Below are 21,754 nucleotides of genomic sequence, written 5' to 3' on the forward strand. Positions count from 1 at the left end.
TCGAATTCATCCCCCTAGGGTTTTAGATTTGAGAATAATCACTCACTGCCCACTCCCCCACTAACCACACCCATGACACAGCCCAATCCCGAAGACGCGATGTTGCTCCGCAAGGCTAACGCCAACGCGCAACAGAATCTAGAGTCAATGGACGATAATCCGGATGCAGCCATGGGTTCCCGAATCGCAATTATCGGTATGGCCGGGCGATTTCCCGGCGCAAACAATATTGATGAACTGTGGCAAAATGTCAAAAATGGCGTAGAATCAATCACTTTTTTCTCAGATCAAGAACTCCTCGCCGCTGGCGTTTCGCCCCAGCTTCTCAATGATCCGAACTATGTCAAAGCTTCCCCGACCTTGCCGGATCTGGGAAAATTTGATGCGTTTTTCTTTGACTACAGTGCGAAAGAAGCCCTCTACATGGATCCTCAACAACGGGTTTTTCTTGAATGTGCCTGGGAAGCGTTAGAACAGGCGGGTTATGCGGCGGGGAGTTCGGACTATACGATTGGTATTTATGGCGGTTCATCGATTAGTTTATATTTACTAAATAATATTATTTACGACAATCATGTCTATGCTGGTCACATGACCAGTTCACGGGAATCGGCGGTTTTTGGCGGCAATGTGCCGGAGTCTTTAACCACCAGAGTGGCCTATAAACTCAATTTAACCGGCCCTGCGGTTCATCTTTCTACGGCCTGTTCGACGAGTTTGGTGGCGGTGCATAGTGCTTGTCAAAGTTTGCTCAATGGAGAATGTGAAATTGCTTTGGCGGGGGGGGTTTCCTATCTGGGTTCCCAAACCCAAGGCTATCTCTATGAAGAGGGTTTAGTGTTGTCTCCCGATGGCCATTGTCGGAGTTTTGATGCTCAGGGCAAGGGGACATTGTGGGCCAATGGGGTGGGGTTGGTGGTGCTGAAAATGTTGGATGAGGCGATCGCCGATGGAGATACGATCCATGGGGTGATTTGTGGATCGGCGGTGAATAATGACGGCAACGTCAAAGTCAGCCACAGTGCGCCCAGTGTGGAGGGTCAAGCGCGGGCCATTTATCAAGCCCAAGCAGTGGCGGAGATTGACCCGGAAACGATCACCTATATTGAGGCCCATGGCACAGCAACTGCTTTAGGTGATCCCATTGAAATTGCGGCCTTGACCCAAGCCTTTCGGGCGAAAACGGATCAAACGGGCTATTGTGCGGTGGGGTCTTTAAAAAGTAATCTTGGGCATCTCAGTGAAGCCTCTGGGGTGGCGGGATTAATCAAAACACTGTTGGCGTTGAAGCATCAACAAATTCCGCCGAGTTTGTATTTTGAAACCCCGAATCCGCAGATTGATTTTGAGAGTAGCCCGTTTTATGTGAATACTCGCTTGCGGCATTGGCAGAGCCAAGAGGGGAATCCGCGTCGGGCGGGGGTGAGTTCCTTTGGGATGGGGGGAACGAATGCCCATGTGGTGGTGGAGGAATGGAGGGGCGATTCTCCGTTGGAGAGGCTTCGCCAACAAAATCACACCCCTTCCCCTCAACTGCTGCTGTTATCGGCCAAAACCTCCACTGCCCTCGAAACGGCTACGAACAATCTGATTACCTACCTCGAAGCGCATCCCGATCTCCAGCTTGCTGATGTGGCCTATACCTTGGCGCGGGGTCGCAAGGCTTTTAAGCATCGCCGCATTGCTGTAGTGGATGGCCATACCCCGATCCGCGATCGGTTCGCCACCCAACGCACCCATCGTGGCGAACCGAAGCCCCGCAAGATTGTGTTTATGTGTTCCGGTCAGGGATCGCAATACGTCACGATGGCTCAGGAACTGTATGAGACAGAACCTCTGTTTCAGGACTGTGTGGATGATTGTTGCGAATATCTCAAGCCCTTGTTGGGTCTGGATTTGCGGGAGATTCTCTATCCGGCTCCGGAGCAGATCGCCCTCGCCACTGAGCAGTTGAAGCAAACGGCTTTGACGCAGCCCGCTTTATTTGTGATTGAATATGCGATCGCCCAACTCTGGATCTCCTGGGGCGTGCAACCGGCCGCCTTGATTGGCCATAGTGTGGGGGAATATGTGGCGGCTACGTTGGCGGGGGTGTTCAGTCGTGAGGATGCGTTAACCCTGGTGGCGAAACGGGGGGCCTTGATGCAGTCGATGCCACCGGGAGCGATGGTGGCTGTGCCTTTGCCGGAACATGAGGTTAAACCGCTATTGGTGGGTACGCCTTTGGAAATTGCGACGGTGAATAGTCCGGTGAATTGTGTGGTGTCGGGGCCTTGTGAGGCGATCGCCGCCTTTGCCGCTCAACTCACAGCCCAGGGGATTGAAGGACAAGTCTTGCAAACTTCCCACGCCTTCCACTCGGCTATGATGGAACCGATTTTGCAACCCTTCCGGGAGGCAGTGCGGGGGGTATCTCTGCATCGGCCCAAGATTCCCTTTGTGTCAAATCTAACGGGGACATGGATCACCCCAGAGGCGGCCATTGATCCGGATTATTATGTACAACAGTTGCGATCGCCCGTCCGGTTTGCCGCTGGGGTTCGCGCCTTTTTTGATGACCCGGATCAAATTTTGCTGGAAATTGGCCCCGGCCGCACCCTCAGCACCCTCGCCAAGCGCCACCCCGACAAACCTCGTGATCAATTAACCTGTACCTCCCTACGCCATCCCCAGGAAACCGAATCGGATCAGGCGTTTTTGCTCAAGTCCTTGGGGGAACTGTGGTTAGCGGGGGTTGAGATCGATTGGACGGCCTATTTTGGTGAAGAACCGCCGCGTCGCGTCCCCTTGCCCACCTATCCCTTTGAACGGCAGCGGTATTGGTTGGAGCCGAAACCGGCCCCGAAAACGGCAATCGCCTACGACGGGAAGAAATCCGATCCGGCCGAGTGGTTCTATCAACCCTCTTGGCAGCGGGTGAATTTACCCCAGCAGGGTCGCCAGCCGCTCCCTAGCCCGATTTTGGCCTTTGTGGCAGCGGACGATCTCCGTCAGCCGCTCCTAGAGAGTGATGCAATGGTGATCACCGTTGCCCTTGGGGACGCATTTCAGGCCCACGATCCCCACACCTACACCCTCAATCCTGCCGAACCCGACGACTACCGCCGCCTGCTCCAAACCCTCCAGGATCAAGACCTCACGCCCCAAGCGATTCTCCACCTTTGGAACGTCACCCCCCAAACGGCGCACCCCCTCAGCCTAGAGAGCGCCGAAACCGCCCAAACCCTGGGGTTTTATAGCCTCCTCTACCTGATTCAAGCCCTAGACGCTCACAACCTCACCCAAAACCTTGATCTTCTGGTTGGGGCGAGCCATCTCCACAGCGTCACGGGTAGCGAAGCCATTGCACCGGAGAAAGCGACGCTGATCGGCGCGGTGCGGGTGATCGGCCATGAGTATCCCAACATCCGCTGTCGTAGCGTCGATGTCGTGCCAGGATCGCGGGGAATTCAGCAGATCCTCCACGAACTCCAGCACCCTTGTACTGCGACCTTGATCGCCTATCGCGGCCCATCTCGCTGGGTGGAAACCTTTGAACCTACACCCCTCGCGCCGCCTAACTTTGACGCGCTGCCGTTCCGTCCCCATGGGGTTTATTTAATTACGGGGGGCATGGGCGGGATGGGTCTGGTGTTTGCGGAATATTTGGCGAAAACGGTACAAGCGAAATTGATTCTGGTGGGGCGATCGCCCCTCCCCGATCGCCCCACCTGGCCCGCTTGGCTGGCCACCCACACCGACACCGACCCCACCAGCCTTAAAATCCGCACAATCCAACGTCTCGAAACCTGGGGCGCAACGGTGTTGATCGTCAGCGCGGATGTGGCCAATCTTGACCAGATGCAAGGCGCGATCGCTCAGTCCCAATGCGGCGCGATCCATGGGGTCATCCATACCGCAGGGGTGGCCGGGGGCGGCGTGATTCCCCTCAAAACGAAGGCGATCGGCGATCGCGTCCTCGCGCCCAAAGTGGCCGGAACGATTATTCTTGACCAGTTGATCCCAGAAGAAGATTTAGATTTTCGGGTACTTTGTTCGTCGTTGGAATCCGTCCTCGGTACGGCGGGGCAACTGGACTACTGCGCCGCGAATAATTTCCTCGATGCCTACGCCCAGGCGAAAACGGCCCAAGGCGGCCCCCTCACCCTCAGCATTAATTGGGATGCTTGGCAGCAGGTGGGGATGGCGGTGAACACGGTGAAATACGGGTTTAATACGAAAATTCGCGAGATTAAAACTCTCAAGCACTATCTTTTTGAGCAGTGCATTGTAGAGGAGCATCGCGAAATTTATCAAGGCACACTTGATCCGGCTGTGCATTGGATGATTGGCGAACATGTGGTGTTAAATCTGCCCAGCTTGGTGGGGACAGCCTATTTAGAATTGGCGCGATCGGCCTATGAATGCCACAGCGGCGAGGCGACGGTAGAGTTACGCGATGTGTATTTCTTGCAGTTCCTGTTTGTCGAGGGCGATCGCAAAGAATTACGGGTGATTTTAAACGTGGGTGATGACCCCATTTCCTTCACCATTCAAACCCTCGATGATGATACAAATCTCTGGGTTGAACACGCCCAAGGAAAGATCATTACTACCCCCAACTCTGAACCCACCCGCTACGATCTTCCCGCCCTCGAAGCCCAGTGCAATCAAGAAATGATCGTACCGGATTTGCAGGCATTACCGGACTACACCCACTACGGCCCCCGGTGGCTCAATAACATTCAATGGCGCAAAGCCAGCGAAGATCATAACCTTGCCTTGATGCAACTGCCGACGGAATTTATTCACGATTTAGAGCAGTATAAATTTCACCCCTCCATGGTGGATACGGCGACCTATGTGGTGGCGGATGTATTGCCCAACGAACTCACCAGTAAACTCTCATTTTTCAAAGAAGACAGCACTTATTTACCCTACTTTTACGAGCGGGTTCAGATTAAAGGAGCCTTACCCCAAACCTTCTATTCCTACACATCGCGGGAACTGCGCGGCCGAGATTGGAGTATTAACCTCTCGTTTATGAATCCCGATGGGCTGGAATTGGTGGCGATTACCAACTACACATTGAAATATACCGATGCGGCCTACAGCATTAAGGAAAACCAAGATGCTCGCCAAGCGAAAAACCGAGCGACCCAAACAACAGAAATTCCCCTAGAGGTGGGGATTTTGCCAGCGGAAGGGGTGGAAAGTTTAACGCGCATTTTGCAGAGTCGGATGCCCCAAATCATCGTCTCAACAGTGGGGCTGAAATACCAACAAAGCCTGTTAAAACCATCCGATTCAGAGGACGACACCGCACCGGAAATGCTGTTTGAGCGGCCTCAGTTGAGCCAAGCTTACGCCGCCCCGACGACGGAAATAGAGAAGGCGATCGCCGCCATTTGGGAGCAGGTATTAGGCATCAAAGGCATCGGCATTTATGATAACTTCTTCGACCTCGGCGGCGACTCGTTAATCATCGTTCAGATCCTTCAAAAACTGCGCCAAACCCTCAGCAGCACCCTGACGATCAACGACTTGCTTAACGCTACTGCGATCGCCGAACTCGCCGCAATCATCGACCCCAACGCAAGCCAACCCTCGACGCAACAACCCCCCTGCCTCGTCAAATTCCGCGACGGTAGCCCCGACGTTGCCCCCCTGTTCATCGTCCACCCCATCGCCGGAACCACCCGCAACTACCTGAACCTGCCCACCTGTCTCCCCCCAGAGCAACCGATCTACGCGATCCAACACCCCAAATGGACAGCCGAAACCCGTCAATTTAGCAACATTCCCGAACTCGCCGCCTACTACCTCGCAGCGGTGCGCCAAGTCCAGCCCCACGGCCCCTATTTTCTTAGCGGCTACAGTGGCGGCGTTTACGCCACCTACGAAATGGCCCAACAGTTGAGGGCAGCGGGTGAAGCGGTCTCCTTCCTCGCCCTGATTGACAAACCCCACTGGGAAACCGCCGCCGATAAACCCAATTGGCAAAACCCCGACTTCGGCAGCGACCTGGAAACGATGGTCTATTACGCCGATCTTCGCACCCCCAAAGCCAACGGCGAAAGTCATCTCAAGGACTATCAAAAACTGAATGGTCTGGATGAACAATTGCCCTATTTTATTGCGCATTCGCCCTGGATTCAAGAGATGATGCCGCCTGATTCTACCCCGGATGAGTGGCGCATTTTTTGGGATGTGTTTGTGAATTTGCGGATCATGAATGTTAATTATGATTTGCAACCCTATGACGGCCCTGCACTCTATATTGCGGCGGAAATTCGGGATATTTATACGGAGCGATTCAATGAAAAACCGTGGTTTGAGTTAATTCCCAAACTTCAGTTTGTCGAAGTACCGGGCGATCATGTGACGATGTGGCATCAACCCCAAATTCAAGTCCTCGCCCAAACCATTGAAAAATACGCCCACACCCAAAACTATCAACCCCAAACGTCCCGCCCCGTCTCACTATCTCGCTCCGTTGAACTCAATGCTGCCCAACTGCTGGCAACAGCACAACAACGCGCTCAACTGGATAATTTTGGTGATGCTACTTTCCACACCGGACTAGAGAAGCTTGTCGAGGCGTTAAATACAGAGGCGGCATTGCATCCCATGGGACAAAATTTTATCCATGAATTGCTCGTACAGTTGTTGGTCAATCGTCTTGAAATTCAAGCAGAATTGCAACGCCATCCCGACATTCTTAACACCCCAATTCAACAACCACTGTTTATTTTTGGCCTCCCTCGGACGGGTTCCACCTATCTCCATAATTTGCTCTGCCAAGACCCGGAGGTGCGCTGGTTAAGGCTTTGGGAGGCCTATCGCCCCTATCCTGCCCCCGATCCTCAAACTTACGCCACTGATCCGCGCATTGCCCAAACCCAAGCCACGTTTAAAAACTACGAATTCTTCACCCCAGAATCCACGGCAATGCATAAGTATGATGCCACTGCACCGGAGGAGTGTGTGTGGTTGTTGCAGAATCATTTTGCCTGTACGAGTTTTAGTTTCTTGACGTGCATTCCATCCTATACGGCTTGGTTAAATGCTCAGGATATGCGGCCGGTGTATGGCTACTATCGTCAGCAGTTACAGCTTTTAGATTGGCGGTTTAACTCCAATCGCTGGGTGCTGAAAAATCCGTTCCATTTGGCAGATTTGGCGGCTCTGAATGCGACGTTCCCCGATGCCCATTTGATCCAAACCCATCGCGATCCGCAGCGGGTGGTTGCGTCTTACTGTCGCTTGATTAAAAATTTACGGCCGGTCTATGGCAATCCTGGTGATGTAGGGGCGATCGCCCAAGAAATTCTGGACATTTTAGCCCATCAAATTGAGGAGGGAATGGAGGCTCGTCATGGGATCGAGGCTGGACGTATTTGTGATGTCGGTTTTAATGATCTGGTGCGTGATCCAATGGGAACGGTGCGGCGAATTTATGATCACTTTGGCTATCGTTTCAGTCCAGAGATGAAAAAGAATCTTCAACGATATATCAAGGATAACCCTCGCTATAAGCATGGTCAGTACACATACTCGTTAGCAGAGTTTGATCTGGATACGGAGCGTGTGATCGAAAAGTTCAAGGGGTATCTTGATATATTTGCGAAGGACATTGCTGTTAAAAATTCATAAAAAATAGAGATTAATCATCATGCAAAAGTTTACAGCTTATATTCCGACTAAACTCCATTTTGGACACCATGCGGCTCAGGATCTCGGTGATCATGCGGCGGAGATTGGTGATCATGCGTTGCTGGTCTATGGCTGTGGTTCGGCGTTCCGCAATGGCAGTTATGCGGATACGGTGGAGCGGCTGCAACGGTGTGAGGTGAAGGTGACGGAGTATGGCGGGATTAAGCCGAATCCCTGTGTGGATGATGTGGATAAGGCGGCGCGGCTGGGTCGGGAGCAGGGGGTGGATATGATTGTTGCCGTCGGGGGTGGGAGTGTGTTGGATTCGGCGAAGGTGATGGCGATTTGTATTGCGGATGGTTGCGATCCTTGGGAGGTGATGGTGCGAAACCATTTGCCCCAGGGGGCGGTACCGATTTTGGCGGTGTTGACGTTGGCGGCGACGGGAACGGAGATGAATCCGGCGGCGGTGATTCAAAATCCGCGCACGAAGCAGAAGTTGGGGTTTCGCCATGAGTTGATGTATCCGGCCCATTCTTATCTAGATCCAAGCTATACGCTGTCAGTACCCAGGAACTATACAGCCTATGGGGTGGTGGATCTGGTGTGTCATTGTTTGGAGGCGTGGTTTGGGGCGGGGGAGGCGACACTTTCCGATCGCTTTACGACGGCAATTATTCAGGAGGCGATCGCCTATGGCCCGGCATTAATGGCAGATATGACGAATTTTGATCTCCGTTCCAAGATTATGTGGGCCGCAACCAATGCGTTAAATAATATGACCATTTATGGGCGCAGTTCCCCCGATTGGGGGGTGCATATTCTCGCCCATACGCTGTCGGTGTTGTATGACACGGCCCACGGTGCGACGCTTTCGATTATCTATCCCGCATGGTTAAAAGTGATGCGCGATCGCGCCCGCGATCGCATTGTAGAATTGGGCGAGGCATTGTTTCAAACCGCCGATGTTGATACAACTATTCGCTGTTTGGAGGACTTTTTCGCGCAGTTGGGGGGGCCGATTCGTTGCCAAGATGTGGGGATTGATCTGCCCTGTAAGCAGGATATTCTTGACCTCATGAATAAAAATCAAGCCCAAGGTTTCAACTACACCCTCTCCACGGCGGAACGTGAGGCGATTCTCGACCAAACCTTTGCAGAAAAGCGGAGTCTGGTGGCTCCAGTTTAACGAAGCTCAGAACGTGGGGGGTGATGGAGACGCGATGACAAATCGCCCTCCGCTCTTCATTTTGTATGCGTGATTCTGCAAAGAATCGTAATATAAAATCCGGTCGTATTCTGGATTTTATATATAGAATAAAAAGTGTTCTATCTTTATTTATACTTTCTGAGTACAACAATCATGAATACTGCTTCAAAATACAGTGAGATTTTTACCCAATATACCCAGATGATTCAATCTCACCTTCCTGATGCTCAAGTTTTTATTAATGATGTCACGGGCAAAGGAAATCACCTCAAAGCCTTAGTGATTTCTGCGGAATTTGTTGGGCAAAACAAGGTTAAGCAACATAAAATGGTTTATGGTGCATTGGAGGAGCATTTACTGTCAAAAGTCATTCACTCTCTAGCGTTAAACACCTATACACCGGAAGGATGGGAAAAAGACCCATTATCTAAAGCGATCGCCACTTCTGCTATTTTTACGAATTATGCTCAGAGTGATGAGTAAAAGTGCAGTGGGTAAATCAGTGGTGTGATTGTTCTAGATTGCAATGTTTGTGAGTTAATGTTCAAATGTTTAGACCTTGGAGCAGCGAAAAATTGCCACCCATGGGCTTGGACAGTGAGGGAATGTGAGATGCGGGTTGCGCTCAAGGTGAATTGCTGACAGGACAAATCCCTTGACAAAACTCGCTCTTCCCTAAATCCCGATGCGTGATACTAACTCAGATCCCAGATAGGCGCGATCGCCTAATTTTTGCAACAAAGGGCCATGAATCCCAAATTTAACCTGAGAGACTGATCCCGCTAAGATTTCAATGCGATCTCGATACCGTCCTAAATCAATCCCTAATAAACTACACAACATGATCTGAGTCGTCATTTGATGGGAAACCACAAGCACATTTCCCTCTGGATATTTTTCTCGAATTTCAGAGAGCACTAACATCGAACGGCTAGCCACTTCAACGGCTCTTTCTCCTTTTTTGGGAGCATACCAAGCGGGATCATTGATCCAGTTCAAATAATTCTTTAAATGATGTTCTTTAACCCATTCCTCACAGTGGTCTTCCCAAACACCAAAATTCATTTCTTGGAGTCCGCCCCGCAATTGCATTTGAACAGCGACGGCATCCGCGAAGGGTTTGGCTGTGGCAAGGGTACATTTCGTGGGACTCACATAGATGCTTTCCCAACGAATTGATTGATAGGCAAGCACAAACGCATTGGCTACTTCTTGACCTTCTGGGGTTAATTCTGGGTTAAGCGCACCACAATAGCGACCTTCTCGGCTATAAATGGTGTCACCATGACATAAAAAGTACAACGTTAAACTCATAACTTTAAAATGTGACATCCGTGATATTTTACCACATCCGTTGATCTGCGAGTTGCCGAATTGAACCTTTGCTCAATGGATCAGCGGGGATAACTTTTCTTCTGTGATTCATGAAATAAATGTTATTATTGATAAAGGCTTTTGCTCCTATTTTTGTTCAGTATTCACGTCGAAGTGCTATAGTAAAACATTAACGCAACCAATGGAAATTAACGCAATGGTTAGTGAGTCACCCGATCACCAGCAAGGACTGACATTAGATCAGCATTTCTCGCTGAATCTTGGCAATGTTTCTCTATTGCCTGCGGTGGGATTTATTAGTCCTCCCGCCTGGTTAGATCCAGCCCCCTATGAATTTACAACGGTGGTGGAAGAACCCGTACTCACTCAGCAGGCGATTCCTTTATTACCTGATTTTGACTTCTCCTTTAATAACCTAGCCTCGGAAATTTTAGCAGAGCAGCTTTGCCTCTGTGCGCGTAGTTTAAAAGCTGCTGGATGCTCTGTGGTGGTGCAAGTAGGTAATCCTTTTGCCTGGGCTAATGTGCAATCAGAAGCTGATGCATGGCGTAGAAATGACCGCATCGCCGCTGCAACTAATTTGCCAACGATTATGACAACTCTGGCGGTTGTTGATGCGTTGCGATCGCACCAGGCCGAGAAAATTGCAATTACGACCACGTTCTATAGTTCAGTTTGGAACAAATACTTTACTGAGTTTATGAAGTTATGTGGCTTTGATGTTGTCCATGGGTCTAACTTTTATCAGCAAGGCTTGGCTCAACCCATTAATGCAGCGGACAAAGAAGAGCACTTTCGCTATATGGATTTGGATAATTCAGTGGATGCAATGTCACATCTGATCAAAGCATCGGTGCAATTCGTTAAGGAGAATGCTCCCGATTGTGAGGCGATCGCCATTGTCGGTACAGGAGCGAGAACCTTAGAGATTTTGTGTGATCTAGAAGCGATCGCCCATTGCCCAGTTGTCCCTGCTGATACAGTTGTCTATTGGTGGGCGGCCCAGCATCTCAACTTAACATTGTTGCCCAATATGGGCCGATTTAGAGACTTAATCTATCAAAAATCTCATTAAGGATTTATTCACAATTTATTCATATTATTCACAAAATTTATTTTGATAATCCCGAAAAAAGGTTAGCAAAAATATATTAACTTTTGTGTCAATCTCGGAGTAAATTTAACCAAAGTTGTTACTATGTATTTGTTTTCAATTTATCTCAAAATCGCACATTTTGCAAGACCAAAAATTTGCCTGTGAAGCGGTTTATCACTCGCTTTTACCCAAGAGCTAAACTAATTCGCAACATTGCGTAACCTTGAAAAATCGAAACTCACCCCATTCAGGAGAATGAAAGTAATTTTATGGTTTCACAAACATCTCAATTAGCAGTATCCTCGATTCGTCCGTTAACTCCGGATGAACTCAGTTTTTATCACGAAAATGGCTACGTTATTGTGCGGAGTTTCTTTAGTGCAGAAGAGATGGAACAGGTGAAGTCAGTCTGTATGTCAGACCCCAACCTGGAAAATGCCCTGAAAAAAGTGATCGATAATGAGGGCAGGACGTGGGGGGCTTCGGTTTGGTCGGGATTGAACCATAGCCTGCTGAGTGTTGTCACTCAAACGACGCGCATGGTTGAGGCAGCGGAGGCTATCACAGGTGAACCCTGTTATTTCATGTATGCCAAAGTGGTCAAAAAGAAACCCTACGATCAAAGTATTGCCCATTGGCATCAGGCTTATCCGGCATGGCATGATGAGGGATGCCCATTCCCCGATCTGTTTGCCACTTGCTCTATTGCCGTGAATCGCAGCACTAAAGACAATGGGTGTTTTCAGGTAATTGCCAAGTCTCACCGATTAGGCCGCGTCGATCATGTCGCTGAAGGTAATGCGAATAAAGTGCGCTGTGAACCGAAACGGCTGGCAAAAATATTGGAGCGTTACAAAGTTATCGATTGTGAAATGGAGCCAGGCGACGCTGTTTTTATGCATGCCAACACCATTCATGGTTCCCAGGAAAATCACACAGGTGATACTCGCATTTTAATGCATTGTCATTATAATGCGATGGTTAATCGACCTGATCATGGGAATACTTATGTACATTCTAATGAGCCTGTCCAGAAACTGCCGGATTCTGCCATTCAGGATGGTCTTTATACCTCCGGCTTTGAAAATGACAGCCAGGGGTGGAACTGGTATAACGAAGAGCCTGAAGATTATGCTCAACAATAAGTTATAGGGAATCTCCTTAATTAGATTGTGTAAAGTGGTAGGTGATGTAGGGGCAAAAAAATTAAAAATTTTCGCCCCTATGCCGATTGGCGATCGCCGACCGATCAACGCAACAACCGGATTTCAGAGCAGAATAATACCCAAGCTGTTAGTATCGATGAATACAGTTTTGCAAGACCAATGACGAGGGATTGACAAAAGTTGTTGACCAAAGTTATTGTCAAAACCGTTAGGGACATATTACGGACTTCTGTAGGGATCAAAAAAACGAGTGCAGGAAAAAACTGGCAACAGCAATAGTGTTTCGTTTTTTCGGGAGGCGGCTCCCTATATTCAGGGTCATCGCGGCAAAACCTTTGTCATTGCCTTTGCTGGGGAAGTTTTGGCTAGCCCCCAATTTCCCCAAATCATGCGGGACTTGGCGATCATCTCCAGCCTAGGGGTGAAACTGGTGCTCGTCCACGGTACACGCCCCCAAATTGATGAACGCCTCCACCACACCAACACCCCTATCCAGATCCACAAAGGCATTCGTGTCACCGACCTTCCTACGCTTCTGGCGGCCCAAGAAGCAATCGGTTTCCTGCGGATTCGCATCGAAAATCAACTCACCCATATTCTCAATCAGCCCTTTGTGTCTAGTGATGGCCTGGGAATTATTTCTGGTAACTTTATTACTGCCCGACCGATGGGCATTCATGACGGTGTAGATTATCGATTTACTGGCATTATTCGCCGGATTAACCATGAGTTAATCCAGCGACAACTGGATGCCAATAATATTGTGCTGCTGTCTCCTATGGGCTATTCCCCCACCGGAGAAGCCTACAATCTTCGCTATGAACATGTGGCGATTGTTGCGGCTAAAGCCCTCACGGTGGATAAGTTAATTTTCCTGAGTCACCAAGCTGTTAATATTCCCCGCAAGCTGACCCTCGACGAAGCCCAAACCTATCAACATGAGTTCATTCTCCCCGCTATTGAGGCTCTAGATTCTGGTGTTGATCGCGTTCATCTGATTGATGCTCAGATTGATGGGGCGCTCCTGCTGGAAATCTACACCCGCGATGGTGTGGGGAGTATGATCTCGGCGGACAAGTTTGAACAGATGCGCAGGGCTACCGTTGAGGATATCAGTAGCATTTTGAGCTTGATTCATCCCTTGGAACAGAAAGGAACGTTGGTGAAGCGATCGCGGGAACATTTGGAAATGGAGATCCATAATTTCCATGTGGTTACTCGCGATGATCAAGTGATTGCCTGTGCTGCTCTGTACAACACCGATGATGATCAGATTAGTGAATTAGCCTGTTTTGTCGTGCATCCGGATTATCGCGGTTATCAACGGGGTGATAAATTGCTCGAATATATCACCCAACTCGCCCAACAACAGGGCAAAACAAAATTATTAGCCCTGACAACACAGACGACGGATTGGTTTCGTGAACGTGGATTTATCAAGGGTAGTATTGATCAATTACCTCCGAATAAAAAAACGCTATACAACTATCAGCGTAATTCGCAAGTGTTGTTCAAAAAAATCACCCTATAATTTTCTGAATTTCTATGAATTTTTGCCGGGGTTGGGTTCGCTTCAAGGAGTGGCATGATGTTTAGGTTTGAAGTGGTCACGGTTGATGGGCTGGGCCGGCCTTGTCGTTGTACCGAAGGTTGGGCAGAATCTCGTTACGATCGCCTAACGCCGGATGTAGTCTTGGAAATGGTGCGCATTCCGGGGGGGAGGTTTACAATGGGTTCTCCGGAAACTGAGGCGGGTCGCACCTGGTATCAAGTTTGGGATCAATCCCTTGCGGGTCTGAATATTGAGGGGCCAGAGCATGAGGTGCAGGTGTCGGAGTTTTGGCTGGGCAAGTATCCGGTAACGCAGGCGCAGTGGCGGGTGGTGGCGGGGTTGCCGATGGTGAATGGCCCCCTCAATCCGGAACCCTCCCATTTCCGGGGGGACGATCGCCCCGTTGAACAGGTATCTTGGTACGAAGCGATGGAGTTTTGCGATCGCCTCTCTCAGTACAGCCAACAACAATATCGTTTACCCACAGAAGCAGAATGGGAATATGCCTGTCGAGCGGGGACAACCACGCCTTTCCATTACGGGCCAACGATCACCCCTGATCTGGCCAACTATGCCCCCATCGCCGGGGAGCATCAGGGCTACCACTGGTCAGGGGCCTATGGGGATGGCCCCCAAGGCTGCTATCGCCAGGCCACAACGGCGGTCGGCTCCTTCCCCCCCAATGGCTTTGGCCTCTACGATCTCCACGGCAATGTCTGGGAATGGTGTTTCGATGATTGGCATCCGGGTTATGAGGGTGCGCCGAGGGATGGTAGCGCTTGGCGATCGCCCGATGGCGAAAAACGCATTTTACGGGGCGGTTCTTGGTACTTTTTCCCCGACCTATGCCGATCGGCGTTTCGCAACCGACGGACTCCGGAGACCCGGTTAAATCGGACGGGGTTTCGCCTTGCGGGAAATGGGGCCGCTGATGCGGCTACGGCATTTTTTAACGAGCAAGCGGGCTAAATTTCAACCCGCTCTAGGGCAGCACCTTGCATAAAAATCGCGCCCTTCCCCTAGATATCTATATCAGATCCAGGGAGGGAAAGACGATGTTAATCGCTTTTTTCGGTGGGCTATTGAATCGGGGCGGTGGGCGGAAGCCTTGCCCCCGTGATTTTTTGTGCTGTTGGGAGGGGGAGGCGATCGCCCAAACCGATCTTTACCCTCACCGATCAGGGCGGGTGAAGTTTGGCGGGACGGAGTGGTTTGCCCGTTGCCAAGGTCAGGGGATGGTGGCAGCGGGAACGGTGGTGCGGGTGGTGGGTCGGGTGAAGGTGACGCTCCTTGTCGAATTGTTACCGGAGGAGCCAGAGTCTGCATAAAAACGGGGGCGGCTTCCTATAGAAGGAGTGAGGAAAAAGCAGTGAGGAGTGGGAGATGGGGATAGCTTGCGGCGAACTTTACAAAGGGGGTGAAGCAGGCAGAGAACTTTATGGGAACTTCATGAAAGGAGATCAGTCAACTGTGGGCATTGGGGCGAGCTTCATGGAAACTTTACAAAACTGGAAAATTTGGCTGATTTTCTTTACCAAATCTTGTTGGAGTTACCGGAATTAAACTGATATAGTAATTTGCATCTTCAGGGAATTCATTTAAACCTTGTAAGTAACAGGGAGATCCTCCCTAGCCCTTCTTCAGTAAGAGGGGATGGATCAACGTTAGTCTTTTTTTTCAGGCATCTACCATGGCTAAATCACGGCGTTCTTCCCAATTCAAAGCGTTTATCCTTGAGCCAATTTTGACCCCCAGTAGCTTTATTGATACAGGGGTTGACGAAGTAGATGAAGGCTTAGGAGATTATCCTGTGCCTTCAACAGAGGTGGATGAAGTTGAAGTGCCGGAGCCGGTTGAGCCTCAAGAATCCACTGAGGCTGTGGAGGTTGTGCCTGAGGAAATAGCAGGTTCCGGGCTAGGAGATGAGATTGAAATCATTGACTATATTGATCCGCTATTTTTGACGGAATCCGTCGATCCCAATGTTGGGGTTTTTACGGTGGATGATTCGGGTTATGTGAGCATTGATTATTTGTTTGATGGTGGGAAGTATAGCCAAGGGGAATTGGCAATTTTCAGCCTGGAAGGGATGACGGAGGAGCCGGGAAGCCAAGCTTTTATCCAGGAGGCAGCACGGCGGGCGTTGTCGAATTCTGAACTAGGTTATGTGGTGATTTCCGATGCGACGGATGGGGCAAGGTTTAGCAATACCGCTGGGACAGATTTTAACGGCGGGATCTATCGTGGGGTGCGGACGTTCCAAATGAATGGGGGCGATCGCTTCGGTTTCATGTTGGCCCCCAACCACTCCATCCAGCAGGTTTATGATGGAGAAGCATGGCGGCCGATTTTCTCAATGGCGACAGCCAACCCCGATGATCATTTCCAGTTTGGGCAAATTGCAGATGTGACTGGGGATGGCAGTGTTTATACGATGGAGGATATCAATCTCAGCAATAGCAAATCTGACCGAGATTACAATGATCTGATCTTCCAAGTGCGGGGAGCGACGGCGAAAGCCCCCTTAATGGATGAGGTGATGGCCAGTGGAGCAAAAGATTGGCGCAGTAGTGCAATGGGTCAAGCTCTGTTGGAATATGCCCAAGGTTATACAGATCAAGTTGATTACTCTGTAGATCCTTTAAATCCAACACAAAAGTTTCAGCCCTTCGTGGGGATCATTGATGTAGGTTTTGCTGCTAATAGCCCTGATCTTGACTACAGCAACATCATTCTAGGCCGGGATTGGATTGATGGCGATGATAATCCCTTGCTTGATGCAGGAGAAAGCAACGAACAAGGCACACAAATTTTAGAGATTATCGCAGCCAAAAGAGATGATAACATTGGCATTAATGGTATAAATCCAGATGCACAGATCTGGTTAGGCCGTGCGATAAATTCAGAGGAATGGGCAAATTCTTTAGTGGAATTTGTTGATGCAGCTTTTGAATCGGGGCAACCCCATGGTGTCGTGAATTTGAGTTTGGACTTCACTGAGATTGATACCGATGGGAATGTGATCACTCGCTATGAATTAACACCCATCGAGCGGGCAGCGATCAAGTATGCCCAACAGCATCATGTATTACTGGTTGTTGCAGCCGGTGATGATGGCGGCGCGATCTCAGCTTTAGGTCAAGCTTCTCAAGAATTTGACAATATTCTTACTGTTGGTGCAGCAGAGCAATTTGATCCGAATACGTCGGTTTGGAAAGGTGCAGGCCGGGCAGGTTATTCCAACTATGGCCCTGGTCTGGATTTGATGGCCTATGGCAGAACTGAAGAAAATCCTGATGCGATCGCTGGAACTTCGGTAGCGGCTGCAAAGGTGACAGGGGCAGTGTCCCAGGTGTGGGCAGCGAATCCAGAGTTAAGTTACCGTCAGGTGATTGAGCTTTTGAAGCAAACTGCCACAGATTTAGGCGAAACGGGTTTTGATTTAGAAACAGCGGCAGGTTTGCTGAATACCATGGCAGCGGTGCAGTTGGCAAAAGCAGGGAAAACAAACTTTAATATTGTCAATCGTAATATTGAAAACGATGTCAAGGAAGATGAAGAGCGCAAAATTGCCTTAGGATTACCCGACTTAGTTTGGTCTGCGCTTCAACGAGCCGAAGATCTAAACAATTATGATTCATTAGATTTGGCATCAACCCAAGAATGGGTTATTAAGTTAAGCTCTGCTGAATATATTCAAGAACTAAGTGAGATTTTCGATATAAAATTACTAGGTGTTACTGGATACATTCCCAATACCTATGTCTTTCAATTTCCTGGTGATCTATCGCCTCAAGAGATACAAGATAAATTACGATTATTGGAAAATGTTCAATTTGCCTATCCACTTGTTGCTTCTCAAAAAGAGTCTCGATTTACTCCTAATGATTCGTTCTTTTCTGAACAGTGGCATTTGAAAAACAATAGCCAAACAGGTGGTACTGCTGGACAAGATATAAATGTTAGTGCTGTATGGGAAGCCGGGTTAACAGGGCAGAATGTGGTCATTGGAATTGTTGATGATGGTCTCCAGCATGCCCATCCAGATTTACAACCGAATTATCGTCCTGATTTAAGTCGAGACTTTAGTGAAAAACTAGAAGAGTTTGGTGCGTATGATCATGATCCTGCACCTACGACTCCTGGGCAATATCATGGTACTGCTGTTGCCGGCGTAGCTGCGGCCAAAGGAAATAATGAAATTGGGATTACCGGTGTAGCTCCCAACGCATTTTTAGCGGGACTACGATTAACTGCAAAGCCTACTGATGATTTGATGGAAGCCGATGCACTTTCTTACTTGAAAAATAGTATTCATATCTACAATAATAGTTGGGGGCCTCCGGACACTGGAAACATCAAAAAAGCACCTGGCCTTTTGGCAGCCGAGGCTCTAAAACTTGGAGTCACACAAGGAAGACAAGGACTGGGAAATATTTATGTCTGGGCTGGAGGAAATGGACAGCAACAAAAAGACAATGTAAATTATGATGGTTATGCCAGTTCTCGGTATACTATTGCTGTTGCTGCCATTGATCACAATGGAAAACAGACTCTTTATAGTGAACCTGGAGCTTCGCTATTAGTTTCTGGTTATTCGAGCGGTACTACCTCAGGGATAAATACCACAGATTTATTGGGTGCTGAAGGTGGGAGTACGGGTGACTACAATAATAGTTTTGGCGGTACTTCTGCCGCTGCTTCGCTCGTTTCTGGTGTGATTGCTTTGATGCTAGAAGCTAACCCAAGTCTAACTTGGCGAGATGTTCAAAAAATCTTGATTGATACAGCAAAGCGTAATGATCCTAGTGATCTAGATTGGAAATTAAATGGTGGTGGATATTGGGTTAATCATAAGTATGGATTTGGGGCTGTTGATGCAAATGCAGCAGTTACATTAGCCAAAAATTGGCAACCTTTAGGAACAGAAGTTGCGATTAGTTCTGAATTAAAAGATGTTAAAAAACTTATTCCTGATAATAACGGGAAGAGTGTGTTTTCATCAATTAACATTGTTGAAGATATAACAATTGAAACGGTGGAGGTTATTTTTGATGCTGACCATGCTAATCGCGGAGATTTAGAGGTTCGCTTAATATCTCCTGATGGCACTGTATCCACTTTAGCAGAACATCATCCTGATACAGGAGATAATTATACCAACTGGATGTTTACATCTACCCGTCATTGGGGAGAATCTTCGCAAGGAGAATGGAGGCTACAAGTACGCGATCGCAAAACTTTGAAAACAGGATACTGGGATTCCTGGAAGCTTAATTTTTATGGTACTGAACCCACCGTTAATCTTGAAGCAACTGTTCCTAATATTTCTGAAGGAGAAACCGGGGAATTTACTGTAACTCGAACGGGAAATACGAAAAATCCTTTAACAATTAATTATCAATTTGGTCAGTCTATTCATTGGTCAGAACCTTTAGCCACGAATAACAAAGACTTTGCATTTTTACCGGGTACAGTTACCATTCCCGCAGGGAGTTCATCTGTAAAAATACCCATCCCTACTATTGATGATCAAGAGGTTGAATGGACTGAAGCAGTAACGCTAAATTTAACCAAGGGTGATGGCTATGAGCTTGGCTCACAGGGTGGAGCTACGGTCAGGATTTTTGATAATGAAAAACCACGGGTTCAGTTATATGCAGAGTGGAGAGCTGCACAACCGGATGAAAATTATGACAGTAACTATGTTTCTGAATCGGGTAATGAAGGAGATTTCGTATTTCGTCGGCTAGGAGACATTCGTGAAGCATTAACTGTCACTTACTCGATGACTGGTACAGCAATCAATGGAGTTGATTATGAGTATCTTCCAGGCTCTATTACATTTTTGCCAGGAATGAAAAATGCTTTACCTAATGTTGTGGCTGGTAATTCTTTCGTTGTTGCTAATGATGCAAAAGTATTACGATTCATTCCCAGTGATGATGATGAGGTTGAAGGTGAAGAGACAGCAATTTTGACGATTAATCCTAGTTCTGACTATGATATTCTTGCCGGATGGGGTAGCCGAACAACGACCATTTGGGATAATGATGATAAACCAACAGTCGAAATGTTTGCCTCTAAACCCTATGCCTCGGAATATGGTAATCCTGGTCAAATGACGATTAGCCGTACTGGTGATACTAGCCAACCTCTAACCGTACATTATTGGGAACGTGACTGGTGGGCTAAAGCAACTGCTGGTCAAGATTATCAAATAATTTCAGGAACAACTATAATCCCCGCAACAGGAGACCCTAAAGCAGTTAGTTATACTGATGGAACAATCATTATTCCGGCAGGAAAATCATCTGTAAATATTGATATTATTCCTATCGATGACAATATTGTAGAAACCAATGAAACTGTTCGATTTTTTCTCAGATCCAGTCCAGACTATGCCATTGGAAAGCGCGAAATAGGGGTTGTCAATATTGCTGATAACGATACACCTAAAATTGAATGGCAGCGCCAAATTGGAACATCCGGCTATGACTATTCCGATTCTGTGACTTTGGACAAACTTGGTAATGTTTATATTGCAGGTCGTACATCTGGCAATTTAGCAGGATCTAATCTTGGTTCCTATGATGCCTGGTTAGCCAAGTATGATGCCGCTGGAACGGAACTGTGGAAACAACAGCTTGGTACTTCCGGATACGATGCTGCCAAGAAAGTCATTACTGACAGTGATGGCAATACTTATATTTCTGGATTGACTGACGGTTCGTTTGATGGCAATGTGGCTAGTCGTGATGCCTGGCTTGCTAAATATGGTGCTAATGGTGATCTAATTTGGCGTAAGAAATTACCAGCGGATTATGATATTTCTAATGGTTCATTAACTTGGGGAAAAGATGGTAGTCTTTACCTTGCTGGTTTAACTCATGGTAATTTAGCGGGAACAACTCAAGGTAATGGAGATGCTTGGGTGGCTAAATATGATACCAATGGGAACCAGCAATGGGTGCGACAACTCGGCACATCTCAAGAAGATGAAGCCAAAGGAGTTGCCATTGATTCTCAAGGTTCTGTTTACATCACTGGACAAACCAAGGGAGCTTTAGGAGAAGTGAATCAAGGGAATGCTGATGCTTGGATTGCTAAGTATAGCGATGAAGGACTTTTGCTCTGGAAGCAACAGATGGGAACTCAATCTGAAGATATTTCTAACGGCATTTCCATCGACAGTAATGATAATATCTACATTGCTGGAAATACCCGTAATAAGCTAGGCGATCCTTTCACAGGTGATCCCAATGAGTTGGGAGACGCTGACCTCCGATGGAAGGCTATCCATGGTGATAAGTCTGGATTAGGTGGAACTTATTATGGCAATGCTGATGCTTGGGTAGCGCAATACGATAGCAACGGAAATTTAAATTGGAAACGACAGCTAGGTACTGCACAGTATGACTCTGCTTCTGCTGTCTCTTCTGACCAATTAGGTAATGTTTACATCACTGGAAAAACTCAAAGCAAATTGGGTAAACAATATGCAGGAGGTGATGATATTTGGGTCGCTAAATATAATCAAAATGGTGCTCTGCAATGGATTCAGCAGTTAGGAACAGTAGGCAATGATGTTTCTAATGGTATTGTAGCGGGTAGCACCGGCCTTTACCTTACTGGCTCTACGGCTGGTAGTTTATCTGGTACAAGTAAAGGAGGAGATGACGCATGGTTGATCAAGCTATCTTAATCCGGTGCAAGAGCGAAAAACTTTTCGCCCCTACAATGCACTATCTGAATTAAGC

The 21,754-nt window shown here is 48.2% G+C and carries 10 protein-coding genes; 9 read left to right on the forward strand and 1 reads right to left on the reverse strand.

Going from position 1 to position 21,754, the window contains the following annotated elements:
• Nucleotides 1-72 precede the first annotated feature (72 nt).
• From VB712_RS01195 to VB712_RS01205, 3 genes are all read left to right on the forward strand, one after another.
• On the forward strand, nucleotides 73-7,635 hold the full coding sequence (locus VB712_RS01195; RefSeq protein ID WP_323251286.1) for a polyketide synthase: 7,563 nt from the start codon (nucleotides 73-75) through the stop codon (nucleotides 7,633-7,635).
• Nucleotides 7,636-7,654: 19 nt separating this feature from the next.
• A complete protein-coding gene (locus VB712_RS01200) occupies nucleotides 7,655-8,824 on the forward strand; it encodes an iron-containing alcohol dehydrogenase (RefSeq protein WP_323251288.1) in 1,170 nt (389 codons plus the stop codon).
• A 174-nt stretch (nucleotides 8,825-8,998) separates the two neighbouring features.
• Nucleotides 8,999-9,328 carry a BolA family protein gene (locus VB712_RS01205; protein ID WP_323251290.1) on the forward strand — a complete coding sequence of 110 codons (330 nt, stop codon included), beginning with the start codon at nucleotides 8,999-9,001 and terminating at the stop codon, nucleotides 9,326-9,328.
• A gap of 192 nt (nucleotides 9,329-9,520) precedes the next feature.
• Here VB712_RS01205 and VB712_RS01210 read toward each other — a convergent pair whose 3' ends face one another.
• The gene (locus VB712_RS01210; RefSeq protein WP_323251292.1) at nucleotides 9,521-10,159 is read right to left on the reverse strand and encodes a histidine phosphatase family protein; all 639 of its coding nucleotides are present in this window, start codon (nucleotides 10,157-10,159) and stop codon (nucleotides 9,521-9,523) included.
• A 202-nt stretch (nucleotides 10,160-10,361) separates the two neighbouring features.
• Here VB712_RS01210 and VB712_RS01215 point away from each other — a divergent pair, with 202 nt between their 5' ends.
• The 6 genes from VB712_RS01215 to VB712_RS01240 all read left to right on the forward strand — a co-directional run bounded on the left by VB712_RS01215 (nucleotide 10,362) and on the right by VB712_RS01240 (nucleotide 21,699).
• The gene (locus VB712_RS01215; protein ID WP_323251294.1) at nucleotides 10,362-11,255 is read left to right on the forward strand and encodes a hypothetical protein; all 894 of its coding nucleotides are present in this window, start codon (nucleotides 10,362-10,364) and stop codon (nucleotides 11,253-11,255) included.
• A 290-nt stretch (nucleotides 11,256-11,545) separates the two neighbouring features.
• Nucleotides 11,546-12,421: a phytanoyl-CoA dioxygenase family protein gene (locus VB712_RS01220; protein ID WP_323251296.1), complete on the forward strand. Its 876-nt coding sequence runs from the start codon at nucleotides 11,546-11,548 to the stop codon at nucleotides 12,419-12,421.
• A 271-nt stretch (nucleotides 12,422-12,692) separates the two neighbouring features.
• Nucleotides 12,693-13,973: an amino-acid N-acetyltransferase gene (gene argA / locus VB712_RS01225; protein ID WP_323251298.1), complete on the forward strand. Its 1,281-nt coding sequence runs from the start codon at nucleotides 12,693-12,695 to the stop codon at nucleotides 13,971-13,973.
• 57 nt (nucleotides 13,974-14,030) lie between these two features.
• A complete protein-coding gene (locus tag VB712_RS01230; RefSeq protein ID WP_323251300.1) occupies nucleotides 14,031-14,963 on the forward strand; it encodes a formylglycine-generating enzyme family protein in 933 nt (310 codons plus the stop codon).
• 86 nt (nucleotides 14,964-15,049) lie between these two features.
• Nucleotides 15,050-15,322 carry an NfeD family protein gene (locus VB712_RS01235; RefSeq protein ID WP_323251302.1) on the forward strand — a complete coding sequence of 91 codons (273 nt, stop codon included), beginning with the start codon at nucleotides 15,050-15,052 and terminating at the stop codon, nucleotides 15,320-15,322.
• Nucleotides 15,323-15,684: 362 nt separating this feature from the next.
• The gene (locus VB712_RS01240; protein ID WP_323251304.1) at nucleotides 15,685-21,699 is read left to right on the forward strand and encodes a S8 family serine peptidase; all 6,015 of its coding nucleotides are present in this window, start codon (nucleotides 15,685-15,687) and stop codon (nucleotides 21,697-21,699) included.
• Nucleotides 21,700-21,754: the final 55 nt, after the last annotated feature.

The organism is Spirulina sp. CCNP1310 (genome assembly GCF_034932185.1).
GTDB lineage: Bacteria > Cyanobacteriota > Cyanobacteriia > Cyanobacteriales > Spirulinaceae > Spirulina.

What these genes read in the sequence shown, in the direction of transcription:
- VB712_RS01195 (WP_323251286.1), top strand. Translation starts at nt 73, where the DNA reads ATGACACAGCCCAATCCCGAAGACGCGATGTTGCTCCGCAAGGCTAAC.
- VB712_RS01200 (WP_323251288.1), top strand. Translation starts at nt 7,655, where the DNA reads ATGCAAAAGTTTACAGCTTATATTCCGACTAAACTCCATTTTGGACAC.
- VB712_RS01205 (WP_323251290.1), top strand. Translation starts at nt 8,999, where the DNA reads ATGAATACTGCTTCAAAATACAGTGAGATTTTTACCCAATATACCCAG.
- VB712_RS01210 (WP_323251292.1), bottom strand. Translation starts at nt 10,159, where the DNA reads ATGAGTTTAACGTTGTACTTTTTATGTCATGGTGACACCATTTATAGC.
- VB712_RS01215 (WP_323251294.1), top strand. Translation starts at nt 10,362, where the DNA reads ATGGAAATTAACGCAATGGTTAGTGAGTCACCCGATCACCAGCAAGGA.
- VB712_RS01220 (WP_323251296.1), top strand. Translation starts at nt 11,546, where the DNA reads ATGGTTTCACAAACATCTCAATTAGCAGTATCCTCGATTCGTCCGTTA.
- VB712_RS01230 (WP_323251300.1), top strand. Translation starts at nt 14,031, where the DNA reads ATGTTTAGGTTTGAAGTGGTCACGGTTGATGGGCTGGGCCGGCCTTGT.
- VB712_RS01235 (WP_323251302.1), top strand. Translation starts at nt 15,050, where the DNA reads ATGTTAATCGCTTTTTTCGGTGGGCTATTGAATCGGGGCGGTGGGCGG.
- VB712_RS01240 (WP_323251304.1), top strand. Translation starts at nt 15,685, where the DNA reads ATGGCTAAATCACGGCGTTCTTCCCAATTCAAAGCGTTTATCCTTGAG.